Source organism: Rhizobium sp. HT1-10 (assembly GCF_049472505.1).
GTDB lineage: Bacteria > Pseudomonadota > Alphaproteobacteria > Rhizobiales > Rhizobiaceae > Rhizobium.
In genome coordinates this window covers 300,253-326,657 of record NZ_JBCEBQ010000003.1, presented here as the reverse complement: position 1 = coordinate 326,657, position 26,405 = coordinate 300,253, and the positions used below count along the sequence as shown (strand labels likewise).

The window sequence follows — 26,405 nt, the reverse complement described above, 5'->3', positions numbered from 1 at the left end:
AAGCGATTTGGAGTGATAATATTTTAGAATTCTTAATTATAATATAAACGGATTGAATCGGTCGGTTTGGGCCCACTTACACGCGGACGTATATCCTTTAACCGAAGACGCTGCAGTTCCGGAAATCGAGGGTTCAACACGTCCGGCCACTGCCGGCCTATGACGTCTTAAGTCTCACGGTCACCACCTTGTTCTGGTCGCCTACGCGCTCGACCACAAGAATGCCTGATGCGTCCGCAAGATCACTAAGCCGTGCATAGCCGTAATTTCTGGCCTCAAAGTCCGGCGATTGCTGCGCGAGATGCGCGCCGACCCGACCGAGATTGGCTCGGCCATCCTCCTCTGCCGTTGCCTTGACCGCCTTGCGAAGCATCTCCAAGGCGGCCTTGTTCAAATTACCCCCTGCCACTCCCCCCTGCGATGGACGAGCTTTCTCCGCATCGGGTTTTGCTGGCGCGGGAGCCGCTTTCGGCTTCGGTGCAGATTTCACAGGGACAGCTGGCTGCGGGACGCCGGCGTGGACGATGGGGCTGAGCACGTCGATATAGATGAACTTGTCGCATGCCGTGATGAAAGGCCGGGGGGTCTTCCTCTCGCCAAAGCCGTAGACCGTGATCCCCTGTTCGCGTATCCGCGACGCCAGTCTGGCAAAGTCGCTATCACTCGAGACGATGCAAAATGCCGAGAAGCGTCCCGTGTACAGCAGGTCCATGGCGTCGATAATCATTGCGCCATCCGTGGCGTTCTTGCCTGTTGTATAGGCGAACTGCTGGACGGGTTGAATCGAATGCTCCAGTAGGCATTCCTTCCAGCCGTTCAGGTTCGGTTTGGTCCAATCGCCGTAGATGCGCCTCACGCCCGCCGTGCCGTAGTTGGCGATCTCAGTCAGCAACCTGGGGATAATCTTCGGGGAAGCATTGTCGCCATCTATAAGGAGCGCAAGTGTATCGATCGTCATACGGCAACCCTCTGAGATACAATGAGCAAAACTACCGAATTTAAAGGCACACCACGACCAGCGCCGTCCCACCTTCGCAAACCAACCGTCCTATTGTCGCAAGTATAGGAGCCACTCATTTAAGAAATGCACAATCATTCGGGGCATGTCCTGGCATTGCACCGGAAGCGCGACCAAGCGGCGTAGCAGACTTGGGAAAAATTAGAAGAAATTGGTGGGCCCGGAGAGACTCGAACTCCCAACCAAGCGGTTATGAGCCGCCGGCTCTAACCATTGAGCTACAGGCCCGACCCTGCGCGCTGCGCAGCAGTGCCGAAGCAATGGTCCTTCGGCACGCCCAGCCTCTAACCCAAATCTTTGCTCGCGACAAGGGACTGCCGCATTGGCTACACAATCAATCGACACAAGGGATGTCGAAGTCCACAACGGAGGAAACGATTCATGGCCTGCAATCCTGTAGTCCCCACCCGCGCCGCGCTCGCCGGCCTTGCCTTGCTGACGCTGATGACGACGGCCGCCCGTGCCGAAGAGCCGCCGCGTCAGCCGCGGATCAGCGTATCAGGCGAAGGCCAGGCAGCCGTCGCCCCCGACATGGCGGTCGTCACGCTCTCGGTCGTCAAGCAGTCGAAGACCGCACAGGACGCGCTCGACCAGGACAACAAGGCGATGGGCGCCGTGCTGGCAACGCTGAAGAATGCCGGCATCGCCGAGCGCGACCTGCAGACTTCCGGCTTTGCCATCCAGCCGCAATACAATTATCCGCCAGCCAAGGACGGCCAGCAGGCGCCGCCGGAACTGGTCGGCTACCAGGTCACCAACGGCCTGACGGTACGCGTGCGGGACCTCGGCAAGCTCGGCGGCATCATCGACCAGGCCGTCGGCCTCGGTGTCAATCAGGGCGGTGACATCCAATTCGTCAACGACAAGCCGGAAGCGGTGCTGGAAGCGGCACGCAAGGATGCCATGGCCAATGCCAGCGCCAAGGCAAAGACACTCGCGGAAGCCGCCGGTGTCAAGGTTGGCCGGGTGATCGAGATCACCGAAAACGCCGTGCGCAACGCGCCCCAGCCCCTGATGCGCCCGATGATGCTGAAGCAGGCGTCGGACAGCGCAGTTCCGGTTGCTGCCGGTGAGAACAGCTACGATGTCACCGTCAACGTCACCTATGCGCTCGAGCAATAGGCTCATTCGGCCCTGAGCCCCTCAGCCTGATGAAAAAAGCCGCCCCTGATCGTCGAACGGGGGCGGCTTTGTTTGGCGACTTTATAAAAACTCTATCGGCCCATCATCGGGCAGCCACGCACATTGGCGAACATGATCGTGTCCGGGCCGCGGCGGCTGAAGCCGTTGACGACGACCCGGCGCGGGGTCACGTCGACAACGCGAGCCCGGCGCAGGCCGTAGTCGCGGGCGATGTCTTCCGCCTGGCGCAGGTCGCAACCGCGGCCGCGAAAGCCCGGAGGTGGCGGTGGCGGGCGACCGTAGTAATCAGGCGGTGGCGGCCGGTGATGGCCAGGGCCGACATAGATGTCGAGGTTCTGGGCCGACGCCGACGTCGCAGTGCCTGACAGGCCTCCGGCGATCAGTGCCGCCGCCACTGCGGCTTTGGCTAGAATGTGTTTCATGTCATCCTCCATGGATCAATACGCATCGTCATTGCCGGCCGAGCCTCCCGCCCGAACGGTGCTGGTCAACGGCGGAAGCGGCAGACAGTTCAGAATCAGCCATTGGCACTGTTCAGTTAAAAGCAAGTTCGGCGCGACGCCAGAGCTAAGATGATCGGCCTGCACGAAATTCCTGCCTGGAGAAACCCCGTCGGTATTGTCAGGTGGCTGCCATTCCGCTCGTGCGGTCTCCGCCTTTGTCCCGGCGCGATGAGCGCCGGGATATCGTGGCATCGCCTATCCGTTAGCGCCGCAGCATTGGGCATCCGCGCTGATTGGCAAAGACGATCCTGTCCATGCCGTGGCGGGTGCGCCCGGTGACGACGACGCGGCGCGGATTGATCCTGGAGATTTCGGCGTGACGCAGGCCATAGGCGCGAGCCTTGCGGACCGCGACCAGCGGTGAGCAACTGCGCGCGTCATGGTGGCGGTCGTAGCGAACGGTCTCGACAGTCGACGACAGACCGGCAGCGGAAACCGAAGGCGCCACCGCGGACAATGCGCCCAACGCGATGAGGCCGGCGGCACCGAGTTTGAAAAGCAGTTTCATCGTTTCACTCCCTTTTTGCTTATCCTGCCCGTGCGATCGGGCATGACCGCCAAGCTAGGGGAGCGAGCTTGAACGACAAGCCAACGGCGCATTCACGTATTGTTCAGAGCCACCACATCGCCCTCATTCGCCAAGGTGCAGCACCACCTCGCGGCGATGCGGTCGATCGCGGTGCTCGAAAAGATAGATCCCCTGCCAGGTACCAAGCATCATACGGCCATTGGCAACCGGGATCCCGATCGATGTCTGGGTTAGCGCCGCCTTGATATGTGCCGGCATATCGTCGGGTCCCTCGGCTGTGTGAATGACCCAGCGCATCGAAGCATCGGAGGAAGGTGGCACGAGCCGGCGGAAAAAGCCGTCCAGATCGGCCTTGACGTCGTCGTCGGCATTTTCCTGGATGAGCAGCGAGGCGGAGGTGTGACGCACGAAAACCGTCAGCAGCCCCTCGCCGCTGGGAGATCGGCGGACGAAGGCAGCCGCTTGGTCGGTAAATTCATAGAGCCCCTGGCCGTGGGTGGAGAGGGTGAGGACGGTCTGCGGCATGAAAGCTCCTTCGGTTCGGGCTGCCATTGAGGTCGGTCGCAGCTTTGCCAAAGTCAAGGGCAGCTATTTCGCTTGACCAAGCCCGGCTTCGGCACGTCTCCGATGAGATGGAGACGTGCCGGATAGCGCAGACGATCTCTCAGTCGCCATGGCTTTCGTGAAAGCCTTCGCTGCCATAGCGCCAGTATCCAACCGACTTGACCCAGCCGCGCGGGACGCCACGCTCTTCGACGAATACCCGGCGCAGAGCCTTGGCGACATTGGTTTCGCCGGCAATCCAGACATAGCCGTCACCGCTGGGCAGCGAAAGATCCGAGATGGCCGCAAGCCATGGGGCGACGTCGTTTGCGGTTGTCAGCGGCCGGTGCAGCCAGCGGACGTCGAGGGCTGCGCGGCTGGTGAAAGTCTGCTCCTCGGCGGGCCCAGCAACAGCGCCGATGACGATGGCGCGCGTATCCGCACGCAGTTCCTCCAGCCGCCGACCGATCGCAGGCAAAGCCGTTTCATCGCCGATCAGCAGGTACCAGTCGAAATCGTCGGCAACGACGAACGAACCGCGCGGACCTCCGACACCAACACGGCTGCCGGGGACCGCGGTTGCGGCCCAGTCGCTAGCGGCGCCGCCCTCGTGCAGGGCGAAATCGATCAACAACTCCCCGCGCTCTGCATCGTAACGCCGGGGCGTGAAATCACGCATTGGCGAGGCGACTGTGCCTTCCGGCAGCGGCACGACAGCGGGTCCGACAGCCGGCCACACCGGTATTTCCTCTCCCGCCTTGGGGAAGCACAATTTGACGTGGTCGTCGTAACCGGCGCTGACAAAGCCGGAGAGATCCTCGCCGGCAAGCGTGATACGCAGCATGTTGGGTGTCATGCGCTCAGTCGCCGTGACCGTCAGGAGTCGGCGACGCAGCTCGTGGCGAACGCGTCCGATCGAATGTTTTTCCGTCATGAAGTCTCCTGTCATGGAGGCGGCATCGAGCCGCGATTGATTTCGACGACGGCGCGGCGAAGGATGTCAGCCAGCCGGCCGGCCTCGTCGGGGGAACAGCCGCGCTTGTGAAACAGCGCAGTCTTGATTGCGATCCGTGCGACTTCCAGCGCCTCGTGCCCGTGGGCTTCCGGGTCCTCGCCAGGCTGTGGTCCCCGCCCCTCGATCACGTCGCGCACGGCCTCCATCTTCGCACCGATGCGGGCGAGGTCCTCGAGAATCCGCTCGGCCCCCGCCCGATCGGCGTCGAGCGCCGACAGCCCCGTATCCGTGATCCTAAACAGCTTCTTGTTGCCATCCGCTTCAGACACGGCATGGCCGATTTCGTCGAGGTAGGTCAGCGCCGGATAGATCATTCCCGGGCTCGGCGTATAGAAGCCGCCGGAGATCTCCTCGATTGTCTTGATCAGCTCGTAACCATGCGCCGGCTGGCGCGCGAGCAGCGCCAGGATCAGCAGTTGCAGATCGCTCGAGCTGAGCTTGCGTCCAGCGCGGAAGCCGCCGGGCGAGGCAAAGCCGCCCTCGAAACGCCCGGGCCCGTGACGTGGTCCATGTCCTGGCCCATGTCCGCTGCCGCCTCGTCCGTGTCTATCCCGTCCATCGTGACCGCGCATCGCCGATCCTTTCGAAAAATACAGCAAAAAACATATCTTAAGATATATCAAAATTGTGTTGTTCTGCAAGCGGGTGAACATCACGGCGGCGTGAAAAGCCGAGGACGAAACGTGGCCAGGCTTGAAGGATGAGACGATGACGACCGGGCAAAGACGTCGAGCAGCTGCAAGGACAAAACACAGCCAGGGGGTATAATTAGCAATTATCAATTTGCGCAAAAGTTAACATTAGAAGCCCCTAACTTTCGTGGGAATGAACAGAGAACATTTTGCATACAATCAGGGTCTGCACGGCACTGCAGCATAGCCACACAAGAAAGATGATTAAAATCAACTACTTTGACAGCAGATTCTCATCCTCCGGTAGATTATGACCTGTCGGGGAAACACAAAAAAAAGACCGCGGCCATTTAACGGGTCGCGGTCGGCCAAAAGGCAAATTTGACTGTCTTGACGACCTATTGCAGCGTGCGGCGCTGCATGTCGGCAGCCGCGTTGCTTGCTGCGATTTCGCTGTTGGTATGGCTGCGATCAAGGCCCGTGGCCACGACCGATACGCGGAAGGCGCCATCAAGATTGCGATCGAAAATCGCGCCGACGACGATATCGGCGTCCTCGTAGACTTCGTCGCGAATGCGGGTCGCTGCCTCGTCGACTTCAAACAGCGTCATATCCATGCCGCCCGAGATCGAAACCAGGACGCCCTTGGCACCCTTCAGTGAAACGTCGTCGAGCAGCGGATTGGCGATGGCGGCTTCTGCCGCCTTCATCGCGCGGCCCTCGCCCGAGGCTTCGCCGGTGCCCATCATCGCCCGGCCCATGCCCTGCATGACGGATTTGACGTCGGCAAAATCGAGGTTGATCAGGCCTTCCTTGACGATCAGGTCGGTGATGCAGCCCACACCAGAGTAGAGAACCCGGTCGGCAATGACGAAGGCATCGGCAAAGGTCGTCTTGGCATCGGCGATGCGGAAGAGGTTCTGGTTCGGAATGACGATGACGGTATCGGCCGCCTCGCGCAGCCGTTCGATGCCCTCTTCGGCAGCTTCCATGCGGCGCTTGCCTTCGAAGGTGAAGGGTTTGGTGACGACGGCGACCGTCAAGATGCCGGCAGCACGGGCGGCCGCTGCAATCACGGGAGCCGCACCGGTGCCGGTGCCGCCGCCCATGCCGGCGGTGACGAAGCACATATGGGTGCCCTGCAGATGATCCATGATTTCATCGATCGACTCTTCGGCCGCCGCACGGCCGATTTCCGGCAGCGAGCCGGCCCCGAGACCTTCCGTTACCTGGGCGCCGAGTTGGATCAGTCGTGTTGCCTTCGACATCGTCAGCGCTTGCGCGTCGGTGTTGGCGACCACGAACTCCGCGCCGCTCAAGCCCTCGGCAATCATGTTGTTGATTGCGTTGCCGCCGCCGCCGCCGACGCCGATGACCGTGATTTTCGGCCGCATCTCGGCAATATCAGGCTTTGTGATGATGGCCATGTGTCGTCTCCAGGGCCCACGGCGCCGTGGGCGTTCAATGTCTTTGCACGCGGTAAAGTGGTCGGGTTTGCCGACCGCCTCGAATCAATTGAGCTAATCTAGCGGGATAAAATGGCTAATAGCAGGCCTATATCCAAAAACAGGCGAAAGCGCGGTGAAAATGTCCCGACCGCCCGACCGGCTCGCTCAGGGAATTGCCGCAGCAAAAATGCTCTCGGCCCGGCCACGAGGGCCGGAGCCATTTGTTGGCGCGACGGTCTCAAGCCTCGACGGCGTGCGTCCAGCCATGCGGATCGTTGGTGGCGCCCTGCTGCATGCCGACAAGCGCGGTACGGAGTTCCGTGGTCAGCGCGCCCGTCTGGCCGTCGCCGATCGAAAATTCACCCTCGGGATGCTTGATCAGGCCGATGCCCGCCAGCACCGCCGCGGTACCACAGGCAAAGGCCTCACTCAGCCTGCCGCTGGCGGCATCCTGCTGCAGTTCCTCGAAGGAATACCGCTTTTCCTCGACCCGAAGGCCTTTTTCCTTGGCCATCGCGATCACCGACTTACGGGTAATGCCGGGCAGGATCGTGCCGCCGAGCGGCGGGGTGACCATGCTCCCGTCGTTCATCACGAAGAACACGTTCATGCCGCCCAGTTCCTCGATCCAGCGATGCTCGGCGGCATCGAGAAACACCACCTGGTCACAGCCTTGCTTGGCCGCTTCGGATTGCGCAACCAGGCTTGCTGCGTAGTTGCCGCCGCACTTGGCAGCCCCCGTGCCGCCATTGGCCGCGCGCGTATAATGGGTCTCGACCCAGACGGACACCGCCTTGCTGCCGCCCTTGAAATAGGAGCCGACCGGCGAAGCGATGATGCAGAAGATATAATCATGGGCCGGACGGACGCCGAGAAAGGCCTCGTTGGCGAACATGAAGGGGCGTAGGTAAAGGCTGGCGTCGCCAGACGGGATCCAGGCCTTGTCGACCCGCACCAGGGTCTCGACCGCCTTGATGAAAAGCTCTTCCGGAACTGGCGGCATCGCCATGCGCGTGGCAGACTCGGCAAAGCGCCGGGCGTTCTCTTCCGGGCGGAACAGCAGGATGCGGCCGTCGGCCGTCTTGTAGGCCTTCATGCCCTCGAAGATTTCCTGCGCATAATGCAGCACCGCGCTCGCCGGATCGATCGACAACGGCTGCCGGGCCGTCACCTTGGCGTCGTGCCAGCCTTTCTCGGTGGTCCAGCGGGCAAGCACCATGTGATCGGTAAACACCTTGCCGAAGCCAGGGGTCGCCAGCGCCAACGCCCGGTCCTCATCCGAGACCGGAGAGGTATGAAAATCTATCCTGATGTCGGCCATATCTGTCGTCGTGTTCATTCCATCCACCTTGGTAACGCAGCGCTCGTCCATTGCCGCCCGCCGATGATTCACCGGACAATAACGAGGAAATCAGCAAATGGGCAGTGCTGCAGCCTTCAAAAAACGTCGTCTTTTCGCTCTATCGGCGCCGCCGAGGCCTTTAATGCCAAACGCAGCAATTGCCTCGATCATCCCGGCACCGGTAGATGGTTCTTTCAGCCAGAAAGGAAGCAGCCATGCGTTTGGGATTTGTCGGCACCGGGGCCATCACCGAGGCGATCGTCAGCGGCCTGCTCGGCAGCGATTTGACGCTCGGCTCCATCCTCGTTTCTCCGCGCAACGCCGATGTCGCCGCCAGGCTCGCTGCCGCATCGCCACTCGTTGCCATCGCCGCCAACAACCAGGACGTGGTGGATGGCTCCGACATGGTGTTTCTCGCCATCCGTCCCCAGGTGGCGGAAGGTGTGGTGCGGGAACTGCGTTTCCGCCCCGATCAGCACATCGTCAGCCTGATCGCTGCAACCGACCATCGGGCTCTATCGGAATGGATCGGCGCCGACCTGCGCCTCACCCGGGCGATCCCTCTCCCCTTCGTCGCCGAACGGACGGGCGTGACGGCCCTCTATCCAGCCGATGCCGCAGTTTCTGCCCTTTTCAATGCCTTGGGATCGGCAATCGAGGCGAACTCCGAGGAGGAGTATCAGCTGCTTGGCGCCGCCAGTGCCCTGATGGGTACCTATTTCGGCATCCTCGAGATAAGCACCCGCTGGCTTGAAGCGAAGGGCATGCCCTACCCTCAAGCGAAGACCTATCTGGCGCCGCTGTTTGCCAGCTTGGCGCAGACGGCTGCCCGGCCGGATGCACCCGATTTCGCAACCTTGCGCTCCGAATTTTCGACCAAGGGCGGCCTGAACGAACAGGTATTCGTGGATTTCGCTGGAAAGGGCGGAGCGACGGCGTTGACCGAAGCGCTCGACGGCGTGCTTGCCCGCATCCAGGGCAGATAGGTCTCGGGTTCGAGACGGCTCGTCAGGATACGCCGGTCGACATCGGCCGGTACTCGGACTTCAGCACCCCCATCATCGCCATGTCCCAGCGCTCGTCGCCCACCCTCGCGCAGGCACGACGGACGCCCTCGTGGACAAAGCCCAGCTTCTCGTAGGTTCGGATCGCAGCTGTGTTGAAGGTGTAGACATTGAGCTCGAGGCGCTCCATCCCCTCGAGGGAGAAGGCGTGCTCGACGACAGCCGCCATCATCGAGAAGCCAAAGCCACGGCCGCGCATCTCAGGCGCAATGCCAATGCGCGCCGGCCGGCCGACACCGTTTCGCCAATCTAGCGCCAACTGCGCATGGCCGACAATTGTCCCGTCCCCGGCCTTCGCCATCCAGATCAGCCGCTGCGGTGCCAAGCCTTCGGTCTCCGCCAACATCGCCGCGCATTGCGCAGCATCGAGCGGAAACAGAAGCGTCGGCCCTGCCCACTGCACCAGATCGGCATCGCTGCCAAACCAGCCGATCAGCGCCGCGAAATGCTCCGGCGCGAAAGCTTCGAGCGTTACAGCCTCAGCCATTCAATGTCTCCACTTTGGTCAACGCCGGAAACAGCCGCATCCACAGCAGCACCACGACGATCGTCCCGACACCGCCGATAATCCCCGTCTCCACCGGCCCGACTAGGCCTGCAAGCATACCCGATTCGAACTCTCCGAGCTGATTTGAAGTGCCTATGAACAGCGAGTTCACGGCATTGACGCGGCCACGCATCGCATCCGGGGTCAGCAACTGCACCAGGGAACTGCGCACCACGACACTGACAGTATCAGCGGCGCCGACGACGAGCAGAGAAAGCACCGACAACGCGATATTGCCCGAGAGCGAAAAGACGATGGTGGCGACGCCGAAAACGGCAACGGCGAACAACATTTTGGCGCCGACGCGGCTCTGTAGCGGGTGCCGCGCCAGAACGATGGACATGACAAGCGCGCCAATGGCGGGCGCGGCGCGCAGCAATCCCAATCCCCACGGGCCCGCCAGTAGGATATCCCTTGCAAAGATCGGCAACAGGGCGGTGGCTCCGCCGAGAAGCACGGCAAACAGGTCGAGCGAGATGGTGCCGAGCATCAGCGGCCGGCTGCGGATGAAGGCCACCCCGGCAAAGACCGAACTCAGCGTCACCGGCGCCCGCGCAAGCGGTGCTCTGCGCGCCATGCGAATGGAAATGACGTTGAAGCTGGCAATGACAAAGAGCACTGCGGCCAGCATGAAAGGCGCGACCGCATCGACGCCATAGAGCAGTCCGCCGACGGAAGGACCGACGATGAGCGCGGTTTGCATCATCGATGTCGATGTGGCGATGGCCGCCTGCAGCATGGTGGTCGGTACGATATTCGGCAGCAGCGCCGCCATGGTGGGACGCTCGAAGGCCTGGACAGCACCCATCACTGCAACGGCCACAAGGATGCCCGGAGGCCCCAGCCATCCCCTCCACACCGCGACGGCCAGCAAAGCTGCCGTCAGTGCCTCGATAATCTGGCAGGCAAGGCCGATCCGACGGCGATCGAAGCGATCGGCGACGTGGCCGACGATGAAGGTTAGGATGACCATCGGCAGGAACTGGCAAAACCCAACGAGACCCAGCGCATAGGCACTGTGCGTCTGGTCATAGATCATCCAGCCGAGCGCCACCGTGACCGCCTGAAACGACAACTGCGAGCAGACCCTGGAGGCGGCAAAGGAGACATAGGCGGGATTGCGCAGCACGCTACCCCTTGCCGGTTGATCGCTGTCCATCGGTTGATCCTTGGATGACCGGCCGGCTGGGAAGGACACGGCGCGGAGAATGCTATGAGGAACTTACTTCCTCCTGCTCCCCTGCAATCTGCGCTTTGTCAATTCACGATTGCGGAACCCCTCAGCAAGCCATGCTCACCGGCAAGTGGCCTGCGGCTTCCGAGACGACATCGACCTCGGGACCCGTCTTCGCCCTCACGCCTCAGGCGCCCTTCTGTTCCATTTCATCCAATGCACCCAGCACCTTGTAGACCTTCTCCGACCGGCAGGAAAAATAGGCGGTGTCTCTTTCCACGCGCCGATGGACCAATCCCGCAGCCTGCAGCGTGGCAAGCTCCTGAGAGCAGAGAAGCCTGCCCAAACCCGTCAGCATGGAGAGGGCGTTAAGCGACATCTCGCCATCCACCAGGCTTCGCAGGATGACCAGTCGGTCTCGATCGGCCATGGCGGTCAGCAGCGCTGCGCCATAGGCGAAAAACGGAGAGCCGTCGGAAGGCAGGTCGGAAGGCATCTCGTCTCATTCCTATCAACTGATATCACGGGTCATAGCGGCTCCACACGACGCGGCTGGCCAAGCGTAAAAACGATACGAAAATTGTGCAGCGAAAGTTTCAGCAGTCCGAAATAACCGAACATGGGCAGAGACATAGTCTCTGTCGTGCCGGAGCATCAGTGGGAAGCAAGAGCTGTCTGCATTATCCGCAAGACGGACAAACTTGCTGCCAACGTGATGGAGGCGTACGCGCTCGTTGACGCCTCGCGTGGCGAGCAAGACGGCCTAGTCAGTCCGGCTATTCCGGAATAGTTTGGCGGCAAACTAGTGCGCGATCGGAGGACTTCAAGCAGCGCGACAAAGAAGTAAGCGCACATATTGTCACTTCATTAAGGAGAATTCCGAATATTGGCCGAGAACGCCCGTCGGAGTTGATCAATGCGCAGAATATTCCCCTCGACCATCGTCTCTCAGATCGTCTTAGTGACGATCTGCCTGATCTTTCTCGGCATAATTGCCGTCGGGGGCGCCACTTATCGCCAGTTGCGCGAGGGTGTTATGACCAATGCCACCACCGATATCCGTGCTGCCAGCCGAGCGATGGCGATCCTCTACAATCTGAAAGTCACCGGCACCACGATCGACATCAAGGACGGCGCGCTGCTAGGCGTCGTCGAGGAGGGCCTGCCCTCCCTGCCGGACCACGATCTTGTCGACAGGACCGCGGCGTCGATCGGCGGCGTTGCCACCGTCTTTCAGTTCAAGGACGGCGACTACCTGCGTATCTCCACCAATGTCAAAAAAGAGAACGGCGAGCGCGCCGTCGGCACCAAGCTGGCGGCAGACCACCCCGCCCGAGCGCAGCTTGGCGCTGGCAAGCCCTATTACGGCGAAGCCGTGCTGTTCGGAAAAGCGTACATGACCGGCTACTTCCCCATCCTTTCTTCCGCCGGCGTCACCACCGGCATGCTGTTTACCGGCATCCCGATGCAGGTCTACACCGATCATATCGCTGCGTTGCGGACCCTTATCCTCGCCGTCGGCCTATCCGCCATGGCGGCCGTAGGCCTGCTCGCCACCATCACCATCGGCCGCCTGATCCGCCCGCTGAAAGTGCTGAGGGGGTCGGTTCTTGCCATCTCGGCCGGCGCCCTCGATGCCGCCATTCCTTATGCCGACAAGCGCAACGAATTCGGCGAGATCGCCCGTGCGCTCGAAGTATTCCGCGACAATGCCCATGCCAAGCAGTTGATGGAAGCCGAAGGCGTGCGGGAACGTGCGCTTGTGGAAAGCGAGCGGGCTCGCCACGACAGTGACAAGCAGGCTTTCGACGGCCAGATCGACTTTGCCGTCGAGCAGCTCGCTGCGGGCCTCGCAAGGCTCGCGCAGGGAGATCTGTCGAACAACATCGAAACACCCTTCGTGGGCCGGCTCGAGCAGCTGCGCAATGACTTCAACGGCTCGCTGGTTCGCCTGACGCAGACGATGATGCAGATCCGCCAGAACACCCTGTCGATCCAGGAAAGCGGCGCCGACATGCGGCAATCGGCGACAGACCTTGCGAAACGCACCGAAGATCAGGCCGCCTCGCTGGAGGAAACGGCCGCCGCCGTGGAGGAAATCACCGTCACCGTGCGCTCTTCCGCCAATCGCGCCCGCGACGTCCAGCAGGTTGTCGGCCGCACGAAGAAGACCGCCGGCAGCTCGGAAGTCGTTGTCAACGATGCCATCGCTGCGATGGGGCGCATCGAGGCCGGCGCGCGGCAGATCGAGCAGATCATCGAGGTCATCGACAGCATCGCCTTCCAGACCAACCTTCTGGCGCTGAACGCCGGCATCGAGGCGGCGCGCGCCGGAGACGCAGGCAAGGGCTTTGCCGTCGTCGCCCAGGAGGTCCGTGAACTCGCCCAGCGGTCCGCCGACGCAGCCAGGCAGATCAAGGGCCTGATCGAGCGATCGACGGCGGAGGTCGGCACCGGCTCGCGGCTGGTGCGCGAGGCGGGCGAGGTTCTGACCAGCATCAGCAATGAGATCGTCGAGATCAGCAAACATATCGACACCATCGCCACCGCCGCGCAGGACCAGGCGTCGGCGCTGCAGGAGGTCAACGGCTCGGTCAACGCGATGGATCAGATGACCCAGAAAAACGCCGCCATGGTCGCCGACACGACTGCCGCCAGCACCGAGCTCGCCGATGAGGCAGATGCGCTGCTGCAGATCGTCCAGCAGTTCAGGATCGACGATGCCGGACAGCCAGAGCAGCGGATGAAGCGGGCAGCCTGAAGCGGCTCCCTGCGGCGCAGACCGGATCGTGGATGACGGTTAGGGGCGTGCTGCCGTATCGAGCAGGATGGCCATGCTGATTGTATCGAGGAAGCAGCCGTCGATGTAGACTGCTCGCTTGAGCACGCCCTCGGTGACGAAACCGACCTTCTCATACAGCGCGATGGCGGCAGCATTGTCCGCATGAACGGAAAGCTCGACGCGGAGAAACCCCGCTCGCGAGCTTGCCCCAGCGCCGCGTCGATCAGTCGTCTGCCCAAACCCCGGCCGCGAAATTCCGGGACCAGCCCCATGGCAAGGCTACCGCGATGGGCGTGGGCCGGAAAGAAATGCCGCGTGATGTCGCACCATCCGACCACGCGGTCGCCAGCGATCGCCACCATGTGTGGGTTCTTCCGCTCGATCATGTCGAGCACATGCGCCCGCGTCTCGGCCAGCGGAAAGGCCTCAAGCATCGTCAGATATTTTCGCTCCCGCGCGACCGCGTCGAGGGCGGCGTGAAAGCTGTCGCTATGCTCGGCTGACGTGGCGATGATCTCGACTTTTAGCCCATCCATCGTGGCGAGGCCTCCCCTGCTGAATGCGTTGGGTGGCAGCCTACGCTCCACGGTGGAGGCAGGCCAAGCATGTTCTGCCCGGGTGACCGGAAAATGGGGTACGGGAGCGCCGGACGCCGCGCGCTCCCTTCCCGGAGGAGCCTGAAGACGTCTAGTTGTCCGGAAAGCCGCGGCTCTTCCATTCGCTTCTCGGCACCGCATCGCCGATATCGAAAGAGAAGGACTCGACCCTCGTCGCCTCGGCATCCAGTTCGCAACGAAACCGCAGATTGTACCATTGCCCATCGGCACGGAACTGGCTGCGTTTCACATCCAGAACGTTGCCTGAGGGCAGTCGGTAGGCTGGCAGCAGTTCGGGCCGGTATACCGGGGCGACATGCCGCAACTGTTCGCGCAGCTCGCTCGCACACAACTCGCCTGCCCGAACTCCGCGCGGAATATTGCCCATGGCCCGCGTCGCCTCGGCATCGCCCGTCTCGCTGCGGGAAAACAGCGTCTTTGCCTTGGTGAGCGTGCCTTCCTTGGGCTTGGCTGCCGGCTTCGGCGGCGCCGGCTTGTCCTTGGGCAGGTCGGATGGCGGCGCCGGCGCCAGTTCAACCTTTGCGCTGTCAGGGCTATTCGACGGCGGGCCGTTCTTCTCGGCAGTGCTGTCAGGAACATCCGCCTCAGGCAGGTTGATGTCGGGTGGCAACGGCCCCGCCCCACCAGGCACGTCGACCGGCGGCGTTACGGGCGGCGGGGCATCGCTCGGCGGATTTGCGGCGGCAGCCTGATCGGCCGGCGGCGTGTCGGGCGCGTCGGGCGTGGCGGCTGGATCGGGCTTGGCGGCATCGGCTGCATCGGGCTTGGCGTCCGTCGCATCCGGCTTAGCCGCGTCGTCGGGCGTCGTCTCCGACTTGGTGTCGCCCTCGGCGCTGTCGCCGGCTTCCGACTTTTTCGGGCCTGCATCCTTATCGCCATAGCGGAACACCGGATCGAGCGCGCGGATACGCGACGGCTCGGCCTGCTCGGGCGGCTTGGGAGCTTCCTCAGGCGGCTTTTCGGCCGCTGGCGGAGGTGGTGCCGGCTTCTCCTCCGGCTGCCTTTCGGCCGGAGGTGGCGGCGGCGGTGGGGGTGGCGCCGGCTTTTCCTCCGGCGGCTTTTCAGGCGGCGGCGGTGGTGGTGGTGCCGGCGGCGGCTCGGGCGGGGCCGGCGGTTCCTCAGCCTTGGCCGGCTCCGGCGGCTTCTCGGGCTCCGGCGGCTTTTCCGGCTCGGGCATCTTCAGGGGTTCCGGCGGCTTCTCGGCCTCGGGCTTTTTTTCAGGCTCCGGCGGCTTCGGCTCTTCCGGCGGCGGCACCAGTTCGACGCTGACGCTATCCTCCTTGGCGGGCTCCGGCGGCTTCACGGCATCGGGCAGGAAGAACAGGGCGACGACAACGGCATGCACGACGAGCGAGGCCAGCACCAGCCAGAATGTTTTCCGCCACCGAACCAGCCGTTCGCTTACCATCGTTCAGAGCCGGTCCATCGGTGCGGCGACGCCCGAAAAATATGCCAGAATACCAATCATGCGAAATCCTTAACGCCTGGGGCAATGCGAAGATACCGGATTCTTGATCACCATCGCGTCAGCGCACAGGCTACCCTTCAGATGGGGATGACAGGATGCCCCGTCCAGCCATGACCGACCGATATCGCGCAATTGCAACCGGATTGCCGGCATCGCCCCGTGCGTCCGTGCAGATATTGTCTTTCGTCAAAAATTTGCTTACCGCTTGAGAAGGACGTCTCGAGGCCGGATACGCCTGCCGCGTCGGCACCAACGACGATTTTCGCAACGGCAGAGCAAAGCCGCTCAATCTCGGCAATAGCGGAAGCAGACAAATTGGGAAGCCTGCATGAAAACGGATATTCGCGGCATTTCGCATAATTCCGCGACATGGATTGTTGCCGTATCGCTGATGATGGCCTCGTCGGCCGAGGCCTCGAATGAGCGGGTGAATGCGTTTTTCGAGGCTCAAGGCTGCGCCATCGGTCCATCGACCATTGCCGCCGCAATCGTCGACGGTATCGACCTGCCGACAATCCAGGCCTATGCGAAAACCGTGCGCGCTGATCCGAAGACGGTTGTCACGGGAGACTGGCTGGTTCTCGCGCCGGACGCCTGCACGATCCGTCCGCCCGTCGTCAAAAGCGAAATCGCCATGAGCGATCCCGAGGTGATCCAGAACCTCAGTGCCATCGACGCCTACGCGAAAGACGGTGATATCGGGTGTTTCCTGAACGGCGATGGCCTCGTCGCATCGCTCGAGACGTCGCGCAAATGGACCAATGACGAGGCCCTTCTAAAATACCTGCGTTTTCTCAGCGCATCGATTTCCTCGGGCGAACTGTCGTTCTACTCCCCCGACCCGCTCCACACCCCACCGGGATTTATTGCGACGCGTGGAAAATGCGCAGAGACGCCTCGGATGCCCGACATCGTGCACAGTCACGATCTCCTTGTCAGACATTTCGATGCGCTCATTCGCGCCGACGCTGCCGGTGGAGCGTCCTGCGACGATGACACCGTGCCAAGCTGGAAGTTCAACGAGGTTGCGCAACGGATCTTCGGCTATAAACCGCTCAATGCATTTCTAGGCTCTGAGATCAGGTTCATGGCCATCGGCGGCGGCTGGTTTGACGGCACGACCGCCAGACGACAGGGCAGCCCGAGGCCGCCCTTGTGCCATTACAAATAGCGACATGACAGGTCTCGCCTGACCGCCCCATGAAAAAAACCGGCCAGTAAAAACTGACCGGGTTCCTGTTCGTCACACCGTAAGCGACCTCAGCTATCCAGGAACGACCGCAGCTTGCGGCTCCGGCTCGGGTGCTTCAGCTTGCGAAGGGCCTTGGCTTCGATCTGGCGGATACGTTCGCGGGTGACCGAGAACTGCTGGCCGACTTCTTCCAGCGTGTGGTCGGTGTTCATGCCGATGCCGAAGCGCATGCGCAGCACGCGCTCTTCGCGCGGGGTGAGCGAGGCCAGCACCCGCGTCGTCGTCTCGCGCAGGTTCGCCTGGATGGCGGCGTCGATCGGCAGCAGCGCGTTCTTGTCCTCGATGAAATCGCCGAGATGGCTGTCCTCTTCGTCGCCCACGGGGGTTTCGAGCGAGATCGGCTCCTTGGCGATCTTCAGGACCTTGCGGACCTTTTCGAGCGGCATGGCGAGCTTTTCGGCCAGTTCTTCCGGGGTCGGCTCGCGGCCGATCTCGTGCAGCATCTGGCGCGAGGTGCGCACGATCTTGTTGATCGTCTCGATCATGTGCACCGGGATACGGATGGTGCGGGCCTGGTCGGCGATCGAGCGGGTGATCGCCTGGCGGATCCACCAGGTGGCATAGGTCGAGAACTTGTAGCCGCGGCGATACTCGAACTTGTCGACCGCCTTCATCAGGCCGATATTGCCTTCCTGGATGAGATCGAGGAACTGCAGGCCGCGGTTCGTGTATTTCTTGGCGATCGAGATGACGAGGCGCAGGTTTGCCTCGACCATTTCCTTCTTGGCGATGCGCGCCTCGCGCTCGCCCTTCTGGACCATGTGGACGATGCGGCGGAATTCCGAGATCGAGATACCGGTTTCGGTCGCAAGGCTCTGGATGTCGCCCCTGATGTCGGTGATCGTCTTCGCTTCACCCTCGGCAAACTGCTTCCAGCCGCGACCGGTGAGGTTGGCGATGAAGGTCATCCAGTTCGGATCGAGCTCGGCGCCGGAATAGTGCTCGAGAAAGCTGTCGCGCTTGACGCCGTAGGATTCCGACAGGCGCAAGAGCTTGCCTTCGTTCTGCACGAGACGCTTGTTGATGTCGTAGAGCTGCTCGACCAGCGCATCGATGCGGTTCTGGTTGAGCGACAGCGATTTTACCGACTTGATGAGCTCGTCCTTGAGCTCCTTGTAGCGGCGCTCCTGGGCCGACGACAGGGCGCCGGCGGCAGCCAGACGCTGCTCGACCTGCTGGTCCTGCAGCTTGCGCAGCTTCTTGTAGGTCTCGGCAATGGTGTCGAGCGTCAGCATGACCTGCGGGCGCAGCTCGAATTCCATCGCGGCAAGCGAAAGGCTGGACTCGTCGTCCTCCTCTTCCTCTTCCTCGCGCTGGCCTTCGCCGCCGACATTGGTGATGTCGTCGTCGCCGAAGCGGGCCTTGCGGGTCTTTTCCTTCTCTTCCGCAAGCTTGCGGTCGGCCTCGATCTTCTCAGGGCTCTGGAACTGCGGAGCGGCCTTCGCTTCCGGGCCGGAATAGGTCGTTTCGAGATCGATGATCTCGCGCAGCAGCGTCGTGCCTTCGTTGAGCTCGTCGCGCCAGATGATCAGTGCCTGGAATGTCAGAGGGCTTTCGCAGAGGCCGCCGATCATGGTCTCGCGGCCGGCCTCGATGCGCTTGGCGATGGCGATTTCGCCTTCGCGCGACAGAAGCTCGACCGAGCCCATTTCGCGCAGGTACATGCGCACGGGATCGTCGGTGCGGTCGGTCGGCTCTTTCTTCTTGGCGGTGGCAAGCGCGGTGCCGGCGGAAGGGGCGAGCTCGCCGCCTTCGCTTTCTTCCTCGTTGTTGCTGTCCTCGTCGTCGGAAGAGGCCGGCGTGCCGGGCTCCTCGACGTCCTCGTCTTCCACGACGTTGATGCCCATGTCGGAGAGCATGGCCATCGTATCTTCGATCTGTTCCGAGGTGACTTCTTCGGACGGGAGGACGGCATTGAGCTCGTCCATCGTCACGTAGCCGCGCTTCTTGGCGGCCTTGATCATCTTTTTGACCGCGTCATCGGAAAGATCGAGAAGTGGGCCATCGGAGGCGCCGTCGCGTTCGACTTCAGCTTCTTCGTTTTCTTTGACTTTGGTTGCCATTTATATTTGCTTTCCCTGACGCTGCACTGCCTGCGGTCGGACCCTTTCGGGCCCCGGGCGAAAACCTGCCCGCCGCGACACATTCACGAACACCTACGGAATGATCTTTAATTCCGAATTAACCACGCGCGTCCCAAAGCTCAAGGCCAAGCCGTTCACCTGGCGAACTGCCGGACACGGTTGTCCCATGACGCGCGAGACCTTCTCTGCCTGAAATGGTGATTCCCACTATTTCCCTTCCCGTCAATCCCTTCCGCGAAGAATGATGCGGAAAACCCGGAAAAAGCCCGTCATACATGGGCAGACTTAGCCTGGAGGCCGGTATGGGTGGGATATGGGGAGGATTGGGGGGAAAGACAAGGGTGGGGGTTGGGACGCGCACAGCAGCCATTTATCTTTATCAGAGGAAACCCAATAACCTATTGTTGGCGACAAGCAATCACCTCGAATTAATCCTCTTGGTCTTCTGGGTATGGCATATTGGGAATTGATGACCAACCTTCACGCGGCGCGGCGTTTTGTTGGGTTGTAATTGCCTGCCCCTCTGTACTAACCACAAAGCCGCCACGATGATGCATAGCACGCACAACCGCTTTTCTGGGGTGATCCTCATCTTCCTTTGCAGAACTGATAAAAGCGGTGAACCTGATCGTACCGTCATTCGCTCTTTCTGCAAGTCTAGGGCCTAAAATTTGGTCCAGTAACTCGGTCGAAATGTTACGTCGTGATCCGTGATGCGGCACCTGAAACCTATCTATGCCAGGCAGCGTCAAACCAACCCACGGAGCGTAGTTTACAAACTCTTGCAAACCGTCACGCCCAGTATCCCCCGTAAGAAGGATTTTCTGGTCGCAAAGCTTTGCGTATTGGACGATGCTCATCTCATTTTCGGCGCTGGTCATCTCCTTTGAGAATGCTTCCCCGCCCCAAGCGGCCTGGACGAAGCTGACAACTTTACCCACCGCCTCCTTTATTATATCACTTAGCAATAATGTCACCGAGGCACCTGCAACCTCCGCAACGCGCCCCGTTTTCTCGGATTCCAGAACCTTATTAAGGTAGAGTTCCCGTGTTGGTGCCATTACCGTGAAAGCGCCAACAGACGCACCTTGGAATGTTTCGTGGATAGGGATATTGTTCGCCTTAGCAATATCCTCCAGAATGGCCGTATTCGGATAAGCCTTCTTTAGATCGCGTATTAAATTATCGCGATTTGTATATCTAGAAAAACGCTGGAGAAGCTCATCAACGTAGAGCCATGGTCTGTTCATCCAAAGATTTTTCACTTTGAAGCTCTCCAGAATTACTCGTAAACCCGCCGTGTGATCGCCGTCCGGATGAGTGGCAACCACGTGATCTATGTATGTCGGATTTCCGTAGTGCGTTCTGATATGGTTAGTGAGGCTTTCGCCGGTTTTAAGATAACCGCCGTCAACTACGTGAATATAAAGAGCGCCGTTGATCGTGTACCTCAATGCAATAGCGTCACCGCTTTTCTTGGCTTCCACATCCAAAAAATCAATTTCGAAGAAATCAGCCAAATCAAAAACCCCAAATATCGCGTCAATATAGATATTGATAATATCATTATGCAATTTTTGCGAGAATTATTTATTGTTTATTCTGGTATTCCACTCGTTTTTTAATGAAGCTCGTTTGCTTCCTATAAGCGAGCACGAATAGAACGGCCGTGCCGGCAACTAGCGAGACCTTAACCGTCTTGTCAGAAAACCCATAATACAAGACTGTATCGCGACCGAAATAAGAGGTTATTGTCACAAGCATCAAGGCGATGAATGTGCGATATTGATTATTGACCTCCAGCAACACGGCGATTTTTTCATCTTTTTGACTCGCTGCAATGAATGCAGAATATTCTGCGTATCGAACAAAATGCGAAACCCTTAAGATCGGCTCGCTAATCAGTGATCCTATGCGGCTAACGACAACGCCTAGAAAATAAAAAACCACTAGATCTACAACAATATTATTAGTGTCTATCGTGTATATCTCCAAAACCGCGAGCAAAAAAGCCAAAATAGCTCCCGGAACAAGATTATTGAAAATATCGTACGAAGAAATTTTCGCTAAAATTTCACTCATACCGCCCCCCCAAAGCCGAGCTATAAAAAAGATATTTATGTATCCTGGACGCAAGAGAGCATCACACAATTTAAAGATGCGATCTGTATCACGTTCAAGCAGCTAATTTAACGAAATATCGATAGTATTTGAATTATACAGTAGAGTGTTCGCGCCAGCGGAATTGGCAATCCCTCCCCTCACCCCCGCCCAATCACCGCCAAAAACGCATCCCCATAGCGCTCCAGCTTCGCCTGCCCCACCCCCGAAATCGCCAGCATCTCGTCCGCGCTGCCCGGCCGCTCATTGGCCATGGCGATCAGCGTCGTGTCCGGAAACACGACATAGGGCGGCACGCCCAGCGTCTTGGCTATCTTCATGCGCTCGGCCCGAAGGTCCTCGAACAGCGCCGCATCCGCCACCGACAGGCCGGCCGTCCTCGGCGCCCCGCCGCTTGCGCCGCTCGCACCGGCACCGCGCCTCGCGGACTTGGCCGTCGCCGGGCGGTCCTTGCGGAACTGGATGCTGCGCTCCTTCTTGAACACGGCCTTGGCATCCGGCGCCATCCGTGGCGAGCCTACAGCTCTAAAGGCCACCGTTGATGTGCGTGCATGACGGTCAGGATCTCGATGTCCTGCCCGACGCGATAGGGAATGATATAGGGAATATCTGCCAGCACCACTTCCCGTGTGCCCTTGATACGACCGGCACGTCCCGTCGCCGGAAACTCGGCCAGCCTATCCACAACCGCCACGATCCGCGCGATCACGCGCGCTGCGGCATTCGGATCGTCTTTCTGAATGGTCTCGCCAATCTGATCAAGCCGTCGCAACGCTCGCAGCGTCCAGCGAATACGCTTCCCGCTCATGATGGACGGGTAGAGCTGACATATTTGCCGACAATCTTCGCAACATCTTGGTCACTGGCGAATTCGCCCCGGTCGGCTTCCGCCAACCCGGCCTCGATCTCGGCAAGCTGCCATTCTTCGCGGGCAACATAATCCTCTATAGCCTGAGCGGCCATATAGGAGCGGGAACGGTCGAGCTTTTCCGCGATCTGGTCGAGCTTGCTGACGGTTTCGTCTGAGACACGAACGGTAAACGCGGTCATGGCACCTAAATTTCCCTGGTTCACCGTAATTATTGGTGAACCAACACGGTTCGTCAAGGTTCTGTTGAGAGAAGAGGGTTTTCGAGTGGTGATAGAGTCCGACCTTCGGGCTTTTTGGCCAGATGATCGGATAGGGATTTTTCCCTTCTGAGGCCGCCACGCAGGCTGACCGATCGGCATGCGGTTTGTGACGGAACCCGTTGCGGTCTCTTTATCGGAGCTTGCGGCCCCCCCGCTTTCATGGTCAGACGGCGGTCCGCCGTCCTTCTCCCAGCACTATCGACTTTCCGCCCCCAATCACCCCCGCCCAATCACAGCCAAAAACGCATCCCCATAGCGCTCCAGCTTCGCCTGCCCCACGCCTGAGATCGCCAGCATCTCATCCGCGCTGCCCGGCCGCTCGCTCGCCATGGCGATCAGCGTCGTGTCCGGAAACACGACATAGGGCGGCACGCCCAGCGTCTTGGCGATCTTCATGCGCTCGGCCCTCAGTTCCTCGAACAGCGCTGCATCCGCTGCCGACAGGCCGGCCGTCCTCGGCGCCCCGCCGCTTGCGCCGCTCGCACCGGCACCGCGCCGCGCGGACTTGCCGGTCGCCGGGCGGTCCTTGCGGAACTGGATGCTGCGTTCCTTCTTGAACACGGCCTTGGCATCCGGCGTCAGTTTCAGCGCGCCATAGGCTGCATGATCGACGCTGACGAGGCCGGCGGCGAGCAGCTGGCGGAAGACGGATTGCCAGGTGCGGACGGGGATGTCCTTGCCGACGCCGAAGACCGGCATGTCGGCATGGCCGAAGCGCTGGGTCTTCTCGTTGACATTGCCTGTGAGCACGTCGATGACGTGGCCGGCGCCAAAGCGTTCGCCGGTGCGGTAGATGGCGGCCAGCGCCTTGATCGCCGCCTCCGTGCCGTCCCAGGTTTCCACCGGCTTCAGGCAGGTGTCGCAATTGCCGCAGTTTCCGCCATGGCTCTCGCCGAAATGGGCAAGGATCGCCTGGCGGCGGCAGCCCGAGGTCTCGCAGATGGCGAGCAGCGCGTTGAGCTTGGCGCGCTCCACCCGCTTGATCTCTGGCGTCGCATTGCCCTCGTCGATCATCTTGCCGCGCTGGATGACGTCGGCCATGCCATAGGCCATCCAGACATTGGAAGCGAGGCCATCGCGGCCGGCGCGGCCGGTCTCCTGGTAATAGGCCTCGACGGAGCCTGGAATGTCGAGATGGGCGACATAGCGCACGTTCGGCTTGTCGATGCCCATGCCGAAGGCGACTGTGGCCACCAGGCAGAGGTCTTCCTCCTTGAGGAAAGCATCCTGGTTGGCATCGCGCACAGACCGGTCCATGCCGGCGTGATAGGCGAGCGCCCGGATCCCCTGCCCGTTCAGCCATTCGGCGGTGTCCTCGACCTTGGCGCGCGACAGGCAGTAGACGATGCCGCTGTCGCCCTTGTGGCCGGAGAGGAAGCGCAGCAGCTGCTGGCGCGGCTGGTCGCGCTCGACGATCTCATAGGCGATGTTGGGGCGGTCGAAGCTGGTGGTGAAGATCTTGGCCTTGCCCAGCTGCAGCCTCGCGATGATGTCGTCGCGGGTGTGCGGATCGGCCGTCGCCGTCAGCGCGATGCGCGGTACGCCCGGGAACTGCTCGGCGAGCTTGCCGAGTTCGCGGTATTCCGGCCGGAAATCATGGCCCCATTGCGAGACGCAATGGGCCTCGTCGATGGCAAATAGCGCGATCTTTGCGTCCCCGATCGTCTGGCGGAAATTGTCGGTGAGAATGCGCTCCGGCGTCATGTAGAGGAGGTCGAGCGTGCCGTTCCGGATATCGCGGTAGATCTGTTGCGCTTCTTCGCGCGTGATCGACGAATTCAGCGCCGCCGCATTGACGCCGAGCTGCTTCAGCGCCTGCACCTGGTCGCGCATCAGCGCGATCAGCGGCGAGACGACGACGCCGATGCCATCCCGGCAGAGCGCCGGGATCTGGAAGCACAACGACTTGCCGGCCCCGGTCGGAAACAGCACCACGGCATCGCCACCGGCCACAACCTGCTCGACCACCTCCGCCTGGCGGCCGCGAAAGGCCGGGTAGCCGTAGATGCGCTTCAGCACATCGAGGGGGGATTGGCCGACTGAGGACTGACGCGTCGGCGCGCTGAGGGGCATGCGCGCGGCTCCGCCCGCCGGCTCGAAATCGGGCTCCCATCCGGCCGCGTCATCCGGCTCGAAGACATCCCTCGGCGGCTCCAGGCCGAACAGCGCCTCGTCGGTGGAAAACCGTGGATCGTTCTTCTCCGGCTTCGACATGCTTTTCCCTGTTTCGGCGGGTCTTGATGCCCGCCCTCGCCCTTGAATGGGACGCTGTTTCATTTCTCGTTGTCGAGGAATCGGCAGCTTGGTTCCCGACCTCGACCGGCGCACCATGGCATGTTTCGAAGCCGACTGCACCCGCTGCACTCCCTTCTCCCCTCGGGGAGAAGTGCCGACCGACAGCAAGGCGATGAGGGGGGCTTCGCGCCATCCCCCTCATCCGCCCTTCGGGCACCTTCTCCCCGAGGGGAGAAGGGGAAACGTCCACCCCGATCAGATCAGCGGCGGCAGCAGGTTCATGATGAGCACCATCACCAGCCCGACCACCGAGACGATCGACTGGACGACGGAGATTGTTTTCGTCGCCTCGCCCATCGACATGCCGAAGGATTCCTTCACCAGCCAGAAGCCGGCATGGTTGGCATAGTTGAAGAACAGCGAGCCGCAGCCGATCGAGAGCGCCAGCAGCGGCACATTCAGCCCCTCGCCGCCCGCCAGCGGCCCGAGCAGGCCGGACGCTCCGACGATGCCGACGGTGGCCGAGCCTGTCGAGACAGACAACAGCATCGAGATGATCCAGCCGAGGATCAGCGGCGACAGGGAGAACTGCTGGCTGAGATGCATGATCGCGTCGCCGACCCGGGCGTCGGTCAGCACATGCTGGAAAGCCCCGCCGCCGGCGATGATCAGCAGCACGTTGGCCACCGGCTTGACGCTCGCCGACATTGAGCTGCGCAGCGTCTCGGTGTTGCCGTTTCTGATGTAGACGAGCATCAGGGCGGCAAACAGCACGCCGATCAGCATGGCAATGGCCGGATCGCCGAGAAACGCGGTGACATGGACGATGCCCGCATCCTTGGGAAAGACCAGCTCGGCAATCGCATTCGCCAGCATCAACAGCGCCGGCAACAGGGCGGTGAGCAGACTGATCGCAAGGCCGGGCGGCGCATGGTCCGGGCCGTCGTTGGAGCCTGCCGACGAGAACTGGTCGATGAGCGCCTGGTCGGGGCGAACCGACAGTCGCGGCGTGATGAAGGCGCCATAGATCGGGCCGCCCAGAATGATCGCAGGGATCGCGGCCAGAAAGCCATAGAGCATCGTCGCGCCGATATTGGTATGCAGCGAGGCGATGGCGGTGAGCGGTCCCGGATGCGGCGGCACCATGCCGTGCATGGCGGCCAGCGCCGCGATGACGGGAACGCCGACATAGACATAGGCCGAGCCGCGAACGCTGGAGGCGGCATCGAGCTTGCGCGCCACGCTGAAGATGAGCGGCAGAAGCACGACCAGCCCGACCTCGAAGAACATCGGAATGCCGATGACGAACGCCGCACCCGCCATGGCCCAGGAAAGCAGCCGAACCGAGGTCCTGCGGATAATGAGATCGGAGATGCCTTCGGTCACGCCGCCATCCGCCAGTATCTTGCCCAGCATCGCCCCCAGCGCCACGACGAGGCCGACGGCGCCGAGCGTATTGCCGGCCCCCGCCTCGATCGACTTCACCAGCTTCTCCGTCGGCATACCGGTCACAAGCCCGACGGCGATGGAGGTGATGATCAGCGCGATCAGCGGATGCAGACGTGCACGAGACACGATGAGCACGACGAGAAAGATGACGCCGCCAAGAGCGGTCAGCAGGAGCGCAATGTCCGAGTTCTGCATGGTCTGTTCCAGCGCCCCCACGGCCTCGGCGGCAATGCGCCCGGGCTCGGGAAGCGAATCCTTGATGCCTCGACGATAGTGTCGGCCCCTCTTCGCAGAGCGCCCGGTTTCTG

The 26,405-nt window shown here is 61.3% G+C and carries 23 protein-coding genes, 1 tRNA gene and 2 pseudogenes; 4 read left to right on the top strand and 22 right to left on the bottom strand.

Annotated elements, in window-relative coordinates:
* Positions 1 to 157: 157 nt before the first annotated feature.
* Together VH564_RS10185 and VH564_RS10180 are read right to left on the bottom strand one after the other, a co-directional pair.
* Positions 158 to 958 carry an NYN domain-containing protein gene (locus tag VH564_RS10185; protein ID WP_423339704.1) on the bottom strand — a complete coding sequence of 267 codons (801 nt, stop codon included), beginning with the start codon at positions 956 to 958 and terminating at the stop codon, positions 158 to 160.
* Positions 959 to 1,170: 212 nt separating this feature from the next.
* A tRNA-Ile gene (locus VH564_RS10180) sits at positions 1,171 to 1,246 on the bottom strand.
* Between the two features lie 216 nt (positions 1,247 to 1,462).
* On the opposite strand from VH564_RS10180, the gene VH564_RS10175 reads away from it, so the two are divergent.
* Positions 1,463 to 2,140 (top strand): SIMPL domain-containing protein, encoded by a 678-nt coding sequence (locus VH564_RS10175; RefSeq protein WP_423339990.1) that lies wholly within the window; start codon positions 1,463 to 1,465, stop codon positions 2,138 to 2,140.
* Positions 2,141 to 2,232: 92 nt separating this feature from the next.
* Here the strand turns inward: VH564_RS10175 and VH564_RS10170 are convergent, their stop codons facing one another.
* The 7 genes from VH564_RS10170 to VH564_RS10140 all read right to left on the bottom strand — a co-directional run bounded on the left by VH564_RS10170 (position 2,233) and on the right by VH564_RS10140 (position 8,170).
* Positions 2,233 to 2,583 (bottom strand): hypothetical protein, encoded by a 351-nt coding sequence (locus VH564_RS10170; RefSeq protein ID WP_423339703.1) that lies wholly within the window; start codon positions 2,581 to 2,583, stop codon positions 2,233 to 2,235.
* Positions 2,584 to 2,866: 283 nt separating this feature from the next.
* Positions 2,867 to 3,172, bottom strand: coding sequence for a hypothetical protein (locus tag VH564_RS10165; RefSeq protein ID WP_423339702.1), 306 nt, complete (start codon positions 3,170 to 3,172; stop codon positions 2,867 to 2,869).
* A 123-nt stretch (positions 3,173 to 3,295) separates the two neighbouring features.
* Positions 3,296 to 3,718, bottom strand: coding sequence for a secondary thiamine-phosphate synthase enzyme YjbQ (locus VH564_RS10160; RefSeq protein WP_423339701.1), 423 nt, complete (start codon positions 3,716 to 3,718; stop codon positions 3,296 to 3,298).
* 139 nt (positions 3,719 to 3,857) lie between these two features.
* Positions 3,858 to 4,670: a siderophore-interacting protein gene (locus tag VH564_RS10155; RefSeq protein ID WP_423339700.1), complete on the bottom strand. Its 813-nt coding sequence runs from the start codon at positions 4,668 to 4,670 to the stop codon at positions 3,858 to 3,860.
* 11 nt (positions 4,671 to 4,681) lie between these two features.
* Positions 4,682 to 5,323 (bottom strand): PadR family transcriptional regulator, encoded by a 642-nt coding sequence (locus tag VH564_RS10150; protein WP_423339699.1) that lies wholly within the window; start codon positions 5,321 to 5,323, stop codon positions 4,682 to 4,684.
* A gap of 458 nt (positions 5,324 to 5,781) precedes the next feature.
* The gene (gene ftsZ, locus VH564_RS10145) at positions 5,782 to 6,810 is read right to left on the bottom strand and encodes a cell division protein FtsZ (RefSeq protein ID WP_423339698.1); all 1,029 of its coding nucleotides are present in this window, start codon (positions 6,808 to 6,810) and stop codon (positions 5,782 to 5,784) included.
* A gap of 259 nt (positions 6,811 to 7,069) precedes the next feature.
* On the bottom strand, positions 7,070 to 8,170 hold the full coding sequence (locus VH564_RS10140; protein WP_423339697.1) for a branched-chain amino acid aminotransferase: 1,101 nt from the start codon (positions 8,168 to 8,170) through the stop codon (positions 7,070 to 7,072).
* A gap of 218 nt (positions 8,171 to 8,388) precedes the next feature.
* Between VH564_RS10140 and VH564_RS10135 the strand changes: the two genes are divergently transcribed.
* Entirely contained in the window at positions 8,389 to 9,159 is a 771-nt protein-coding gene (locus tag VH564_RS10135; RefSeq protein ID WP_423339696.1) for a pyrroline-5-carboxylate reductase, read from the top strand.
* Positions 9,160 to 9,181: 22 nt separating this feature from the next.
* On the opposite strand, the gene VH564_RS10130 is transcribed toward VH564_RS10135, so the two are convergent.
* The 3 genes from VH564_RS10130 to VH564_RS10120 all read right to left on the bottom strand — a co-directional run bounded on the left by VH564_RS10130 (position 9,182) and on the right by VH564_RS10120 (position 11,454).
* Positions 9,182 to 9,724, bottom strand: a complete 543-nt coding sequence (locus tag VH564_RS10130) for a GNAT family N-acetyltransferase (protein ID WP_423339695.1) — start codon at positions 9,722 to 9,724, stop codon at positions 9,182 to 9,184.
* Positions 9,717 to 10,943 (bottom strand): MFS transporter, encoded by a 1,227-nt coding sequence (locus VH564_RS10125; RefSeq protein ID WP_423339694.1) that lies wholly within the window; start codon positions 10,941 to 10,943, stop codon positions 9,717 to 9,719. Before VH564_RS10125 ends, VH564_RS10130 begins: the two co-directional genes overlap by 8 nt.
* A gap of 202 nt (positions 10,944 to 11,145) precedes the next feature.
* Complete coding sequence (locus VH564_RS10120) at positions 11,146 to 11,454, bottom strand: ArsR/SmtB family transcription factor (RefSeq protein WP_423339693.1); 309 nt, start codon at positions 11,452 to 11,454, stop codon at positions 11,146 to 11,148.
* 420 nt (positions 11,455 to 11,874) lie between these two features.
* Here VH564_RS10120 and VH564_RS10115 point away from each other — a divergent pair, with 420 nt between their 5' ends.
* Entirely contained in the window at positions 11,875 to 13,719 is a 1,845-nt protein-coding gene (locus VH564_RS10115; RefSeq protein WP_423339692.1) for a methyl-accepting chemotaxis protein, read from the top strand.
* A gap of 39 nt (positions 13,720 to 13,758) precedes the next feature.
* Here VH564_RS10115 and VH564_RS10110 read toward each other — a convergent pair.
* Positions 13,759 to 14,276: pseudogene (locus VH564_RS10110) on the bottom strand (GNAT family N-acetyltransferase).
* A 151-nt stretch (positions 14,277 to 14,427) separates the two neighbouring features.
* The gene (locus VH564_RS10105) at positions 14,428 to 15,765 is read right to left on the bottom strand and encodes a DUF930 domain-containing protein (RefSeq protein ID WP_423339691.1); all 1,338 of its coding nucleotides are present in this window, start codon (positions 15,763 to 15,765) and stop codon (positions 14,428 to 14,430) included.
* Between the two features lie 388 nt (positions 15,766 to 16,153).
* Here VH564_RS10105 and VH564_RS10100 point away from each other — a divergent pair, with 388 nt between their 5' ends.
* The gene (locus VH564_RS10100) at positions 16,154 to 16,996 is read left to right on the top strand and encodes a hypothetical protein (protein WP_423339690.1); all 843 of its coding nucleotides are present in this window, start codon (positions 16,154 to 16,156) and stop codon (positions 16,994 to 16,996) included.
* A gap of 89 nt (positions 16,997 to 17,085) precedes the next feature.
* Here VH564_RS10100 and rpoD read toward each other — a convergent pair whose 3' ends face one another.
* The 8 genes and pseudogenes from rpoD to VH564_RS10060 form a co-directional block, all read right to left on the bottom strand.
* On the bottom strand, positions 17,086 to 19,140 hold the full coding sequence (gene rpoD / locus VH564_RS10095) for an RNA polymerase sigma factor RpoD (protein ID WP_423339689.1): 2,055 nt from the start codon (positions 19,138 to 19,140) through the stop codon (positions 17,086 to 17,088).
* A 449-nt stretch (positions 19,141 to 19,589) separates the two neighbouring features.
* Positions 19,590 to 20,681, bottom strand: a complete 1,092-nt coding sequence (locus tag VH564_RS10090) for a ComEC/Rec2 family competence protein (protein ID WP_423339688.1) — start codon at positions 20,679 to 20,681, stop codon at positions 19,590 to 19,592.
* Between the two features lie 70 nt (positions 20,682 to 20,751).
* Entirely contained in the window at positions 20,752 to 21,243 is a 492-nt protein-coding gene (locus VH564_RS10085; protein ID WP_423339687.1) for a hypothetical protein, read from the bottom strand.
* Between the two features lie 179 nt (positions 21,244 to 21,422).
* A pseudogene (locus VH564_RS10080) lies at positions 21,423 to 21,818 on the bottom strand (HRDC domain-containing protein); the annotation flags it as partial.
* Positions 21,800 to 22,090, bottom strand: a complete 291-nt coding sequence (locus VH564_RS10075) for a type II toxin-antitoxin system RelE/ParE family toxin (protein ID WP_423339686.1) — start codon at positions 22,088 to 22,090, stop codon at positions 21,800 to 21,802. The pseudogene VH564_RS10080 and the gene VH564_RS10075, both read right to left, overlap by 19 nt.
* Positions 22,087 to 22,332: a CopG family ribbon-helix-helix protein gene (locus tag VH564_RS10070; protein WP_423339685.1), complete on the bottom strand. Its 246-nt coding sequence runs from the start codon at positions 22,330 to 22,332 to the stop codon at positions 22,087 to 22,089. The genes VH564_RS10075 and VH564_RS10070 overlap by 4 nt, the downstream gene beginning before the upstream one ends.
* A 297-nt stretch (positions 22,333 to 22,629) precedes the next feature.
* Positions 22,630 to 24,486 (bottom strand): DNA helicase RecQ, encoded by a 1,857-nt coding sequence (gene recQ, locus VH564_RS10065; protein WP_423339989.1) that lies wholly within the window; start codon positions 24,484 to 24,486, stop codon positions 22,630 to 22,632.
* Positions 24,487 to 24,903: 417 nt separating this feature from the next.
* Positions 24,904 to 26,292, bottom strand: a complete 1,389-nt coding sequence (locus VH564_RS10060; protein WP_423339684.1) for a GntP family permease — start codon at positions 26,290 to 26,292, stop codon at positions 24,904 to 24,906.
* Positions 26,293 to 26,405: the final 113 nt, after the last annotated feature.

What these genes read in the sequence shown, in the direction of transcription:
- VH564_RS10060 (WP_423339684.1), bottom strand. Translation starts at nt 26,292, where the DNA reads ATGCAGAACTCGGACATTGCGCTCCTGCTGACCGCTCTTGGCGGCGTC.
- VH564_RS10120 (WP_423339693.1), bottom strand. Translation starts at nt 11,454, where the DNA reads ATGCCTTCCGACCTGCCTTCCGACGGCTCTCCGTTTTTCGCCTATGGC.
- VH564_RS10170 (WP_423339703.1), bottom strand. Translation starts at nt 2,583, where the DNA reads ATGAAACACATTCTAGCCAAAGCCGCAGTGGCGGCGGCACTGATCGCC.
- VH564_RS10165 (WP_423339702.1), bottom strand. Translation starts at nt 3,172, where the DNA reads ATGAAACTGCTTTTCAAACTCGGTGCCGCCGGCCTCATCGCGTTGGGC.
- VH564_RS10125 (WP_423339694.1), bottom strand. Translation starts at nt 10,943, where the DNA reads ATGGACAGCGATCAACCGGCAAGGGGTAGCGTGCTGCGCAATCCCGCC.
- ftsZ (WP_423339698.1), bottom strand. Translation starts at nt 6,810, where the DNA reads ATGGCCATCATCACAAAGCCTGATATTGCCGAGATGCGGCCGAAAATC.
- VH564_RS10075 (WP_423339686.1), bottom strand. Translation starts at nt 22,090, where the DNA reads ATGAGCGGGAAGCGTATTCGCTGGACGCTGCGAGCGTTGCGACGGCTT.
- rpoD (WP_423339689.1), bottom strand. Translation starts at nt 19,140, where the DNA reads ATGGCAACCAAAGTCAAAGAAAACGAAGAAGCTGAAGTCGAACGCGAC.
- recQ (WP_423339989.1), bottom strand. Translation starts at nt 24,486, where the DNA reads ATGCCCCTCAGCGCGCCGACGCGTCAGTCCTCAGTCGGCCAATCCCCC.
- VH564_RS10105 (WP_423339691.1), bottom strand. Translation starts at nt 15,765, where the DNA reads ATGGTAAGCGAACGGCTGGTTCGGTGGCGGAAAACATTCTGGCTGGTG.
- VH564_RS10150 (WP_423339699.1), bottom strand. Translation starts at nt 5,323, where the DNA reads ATGCGCGGTCACGATGGACGGGATAGACACGGACGAGGCGGCAGCGGA.
- VH564_RS10130 (WP_423339695.1), bottom strand. Translation starts at nt 9,724, where the DNA reads ATGGCTGAGGCTGTAACGCTCGAAGCTTTCGCGCCGGAGCATTTCGCG.
- VH564_RS10070 (WP_423339685.1), bottom strand. Translation starts at nt 22,332, where the DNA reads ATGACCGCGTTTACCGTTCGTGTCTCAGACGAAACCGTCAGCAAGCTC.
- VH564_RS10085 (WP_423339687.1), bottom strand. Translation starts at nt 21,243, where the DNA reads ATGAGTGAAATTTTAGCGAAAATTTCTTCGTACGATATTTTCAATAAT.
- VH564_RS10135 (WP_423339696.1), top strand. Translation starts at nt 8,389, where the DNA reads ATGCGTTTGGGATTTGTCGGCACCGGGGCCATCACCGAGGCGATCGTC.
- VH564_RS10185 (WP_423339704.1), bottom strand. Translation starts at nt 958, where the DNA reads ATGACGATCGATACACTTGCGCTCCTTATAGATGGCGACAATGCTTCC.
- VH564_RS10160 (WP_423339701.1), bottom strand. Translation starts at nt 3,718, where the DNA reads ATGCCGCAGACCGTCCTCACCCTCTCCACCCACGGCCAGGGGCTCTAT.
- VH564_RS10115 (WP_423339692.1), top strand. Translation starts at nt 11,875, where the DNA reads ATGCGCAGAATATTCCCCTCGACCATCGTCTCTCAGATCGTCTTAGTG.
- VH564_RS10175 (WP_423339990.1), top strand. Translation starts at nt 1,463, where the DNA reads ATGACGACGGCCGCCCGTGCCGAAGAGCCGCCGCGTCAGCCGCGGATC.
- VH564_RS10140 (WP_423339697.1), bottom strand. Translation starts at nt 8,170, where the DNA reads ATGAACACGACGACAGATATGGCCGACATCAGGATAGATTTTCATACC.
- VH564_RS10100 (WP_423339690.1), top strand. Translation starts at nt 16,154, where the DNA reads ATGAAAACGGATATTCGCGGCATTTCGCATAATTCCGCGACATGGATT.
- VH564_RS10155 (WP_423339700.1), bottom strand. Translation starts at nt 4,670, where the DNA reads ATGACGGAAAAACATTCGATCGGACGCGTTCGCCACGAGCTGCGTCGC.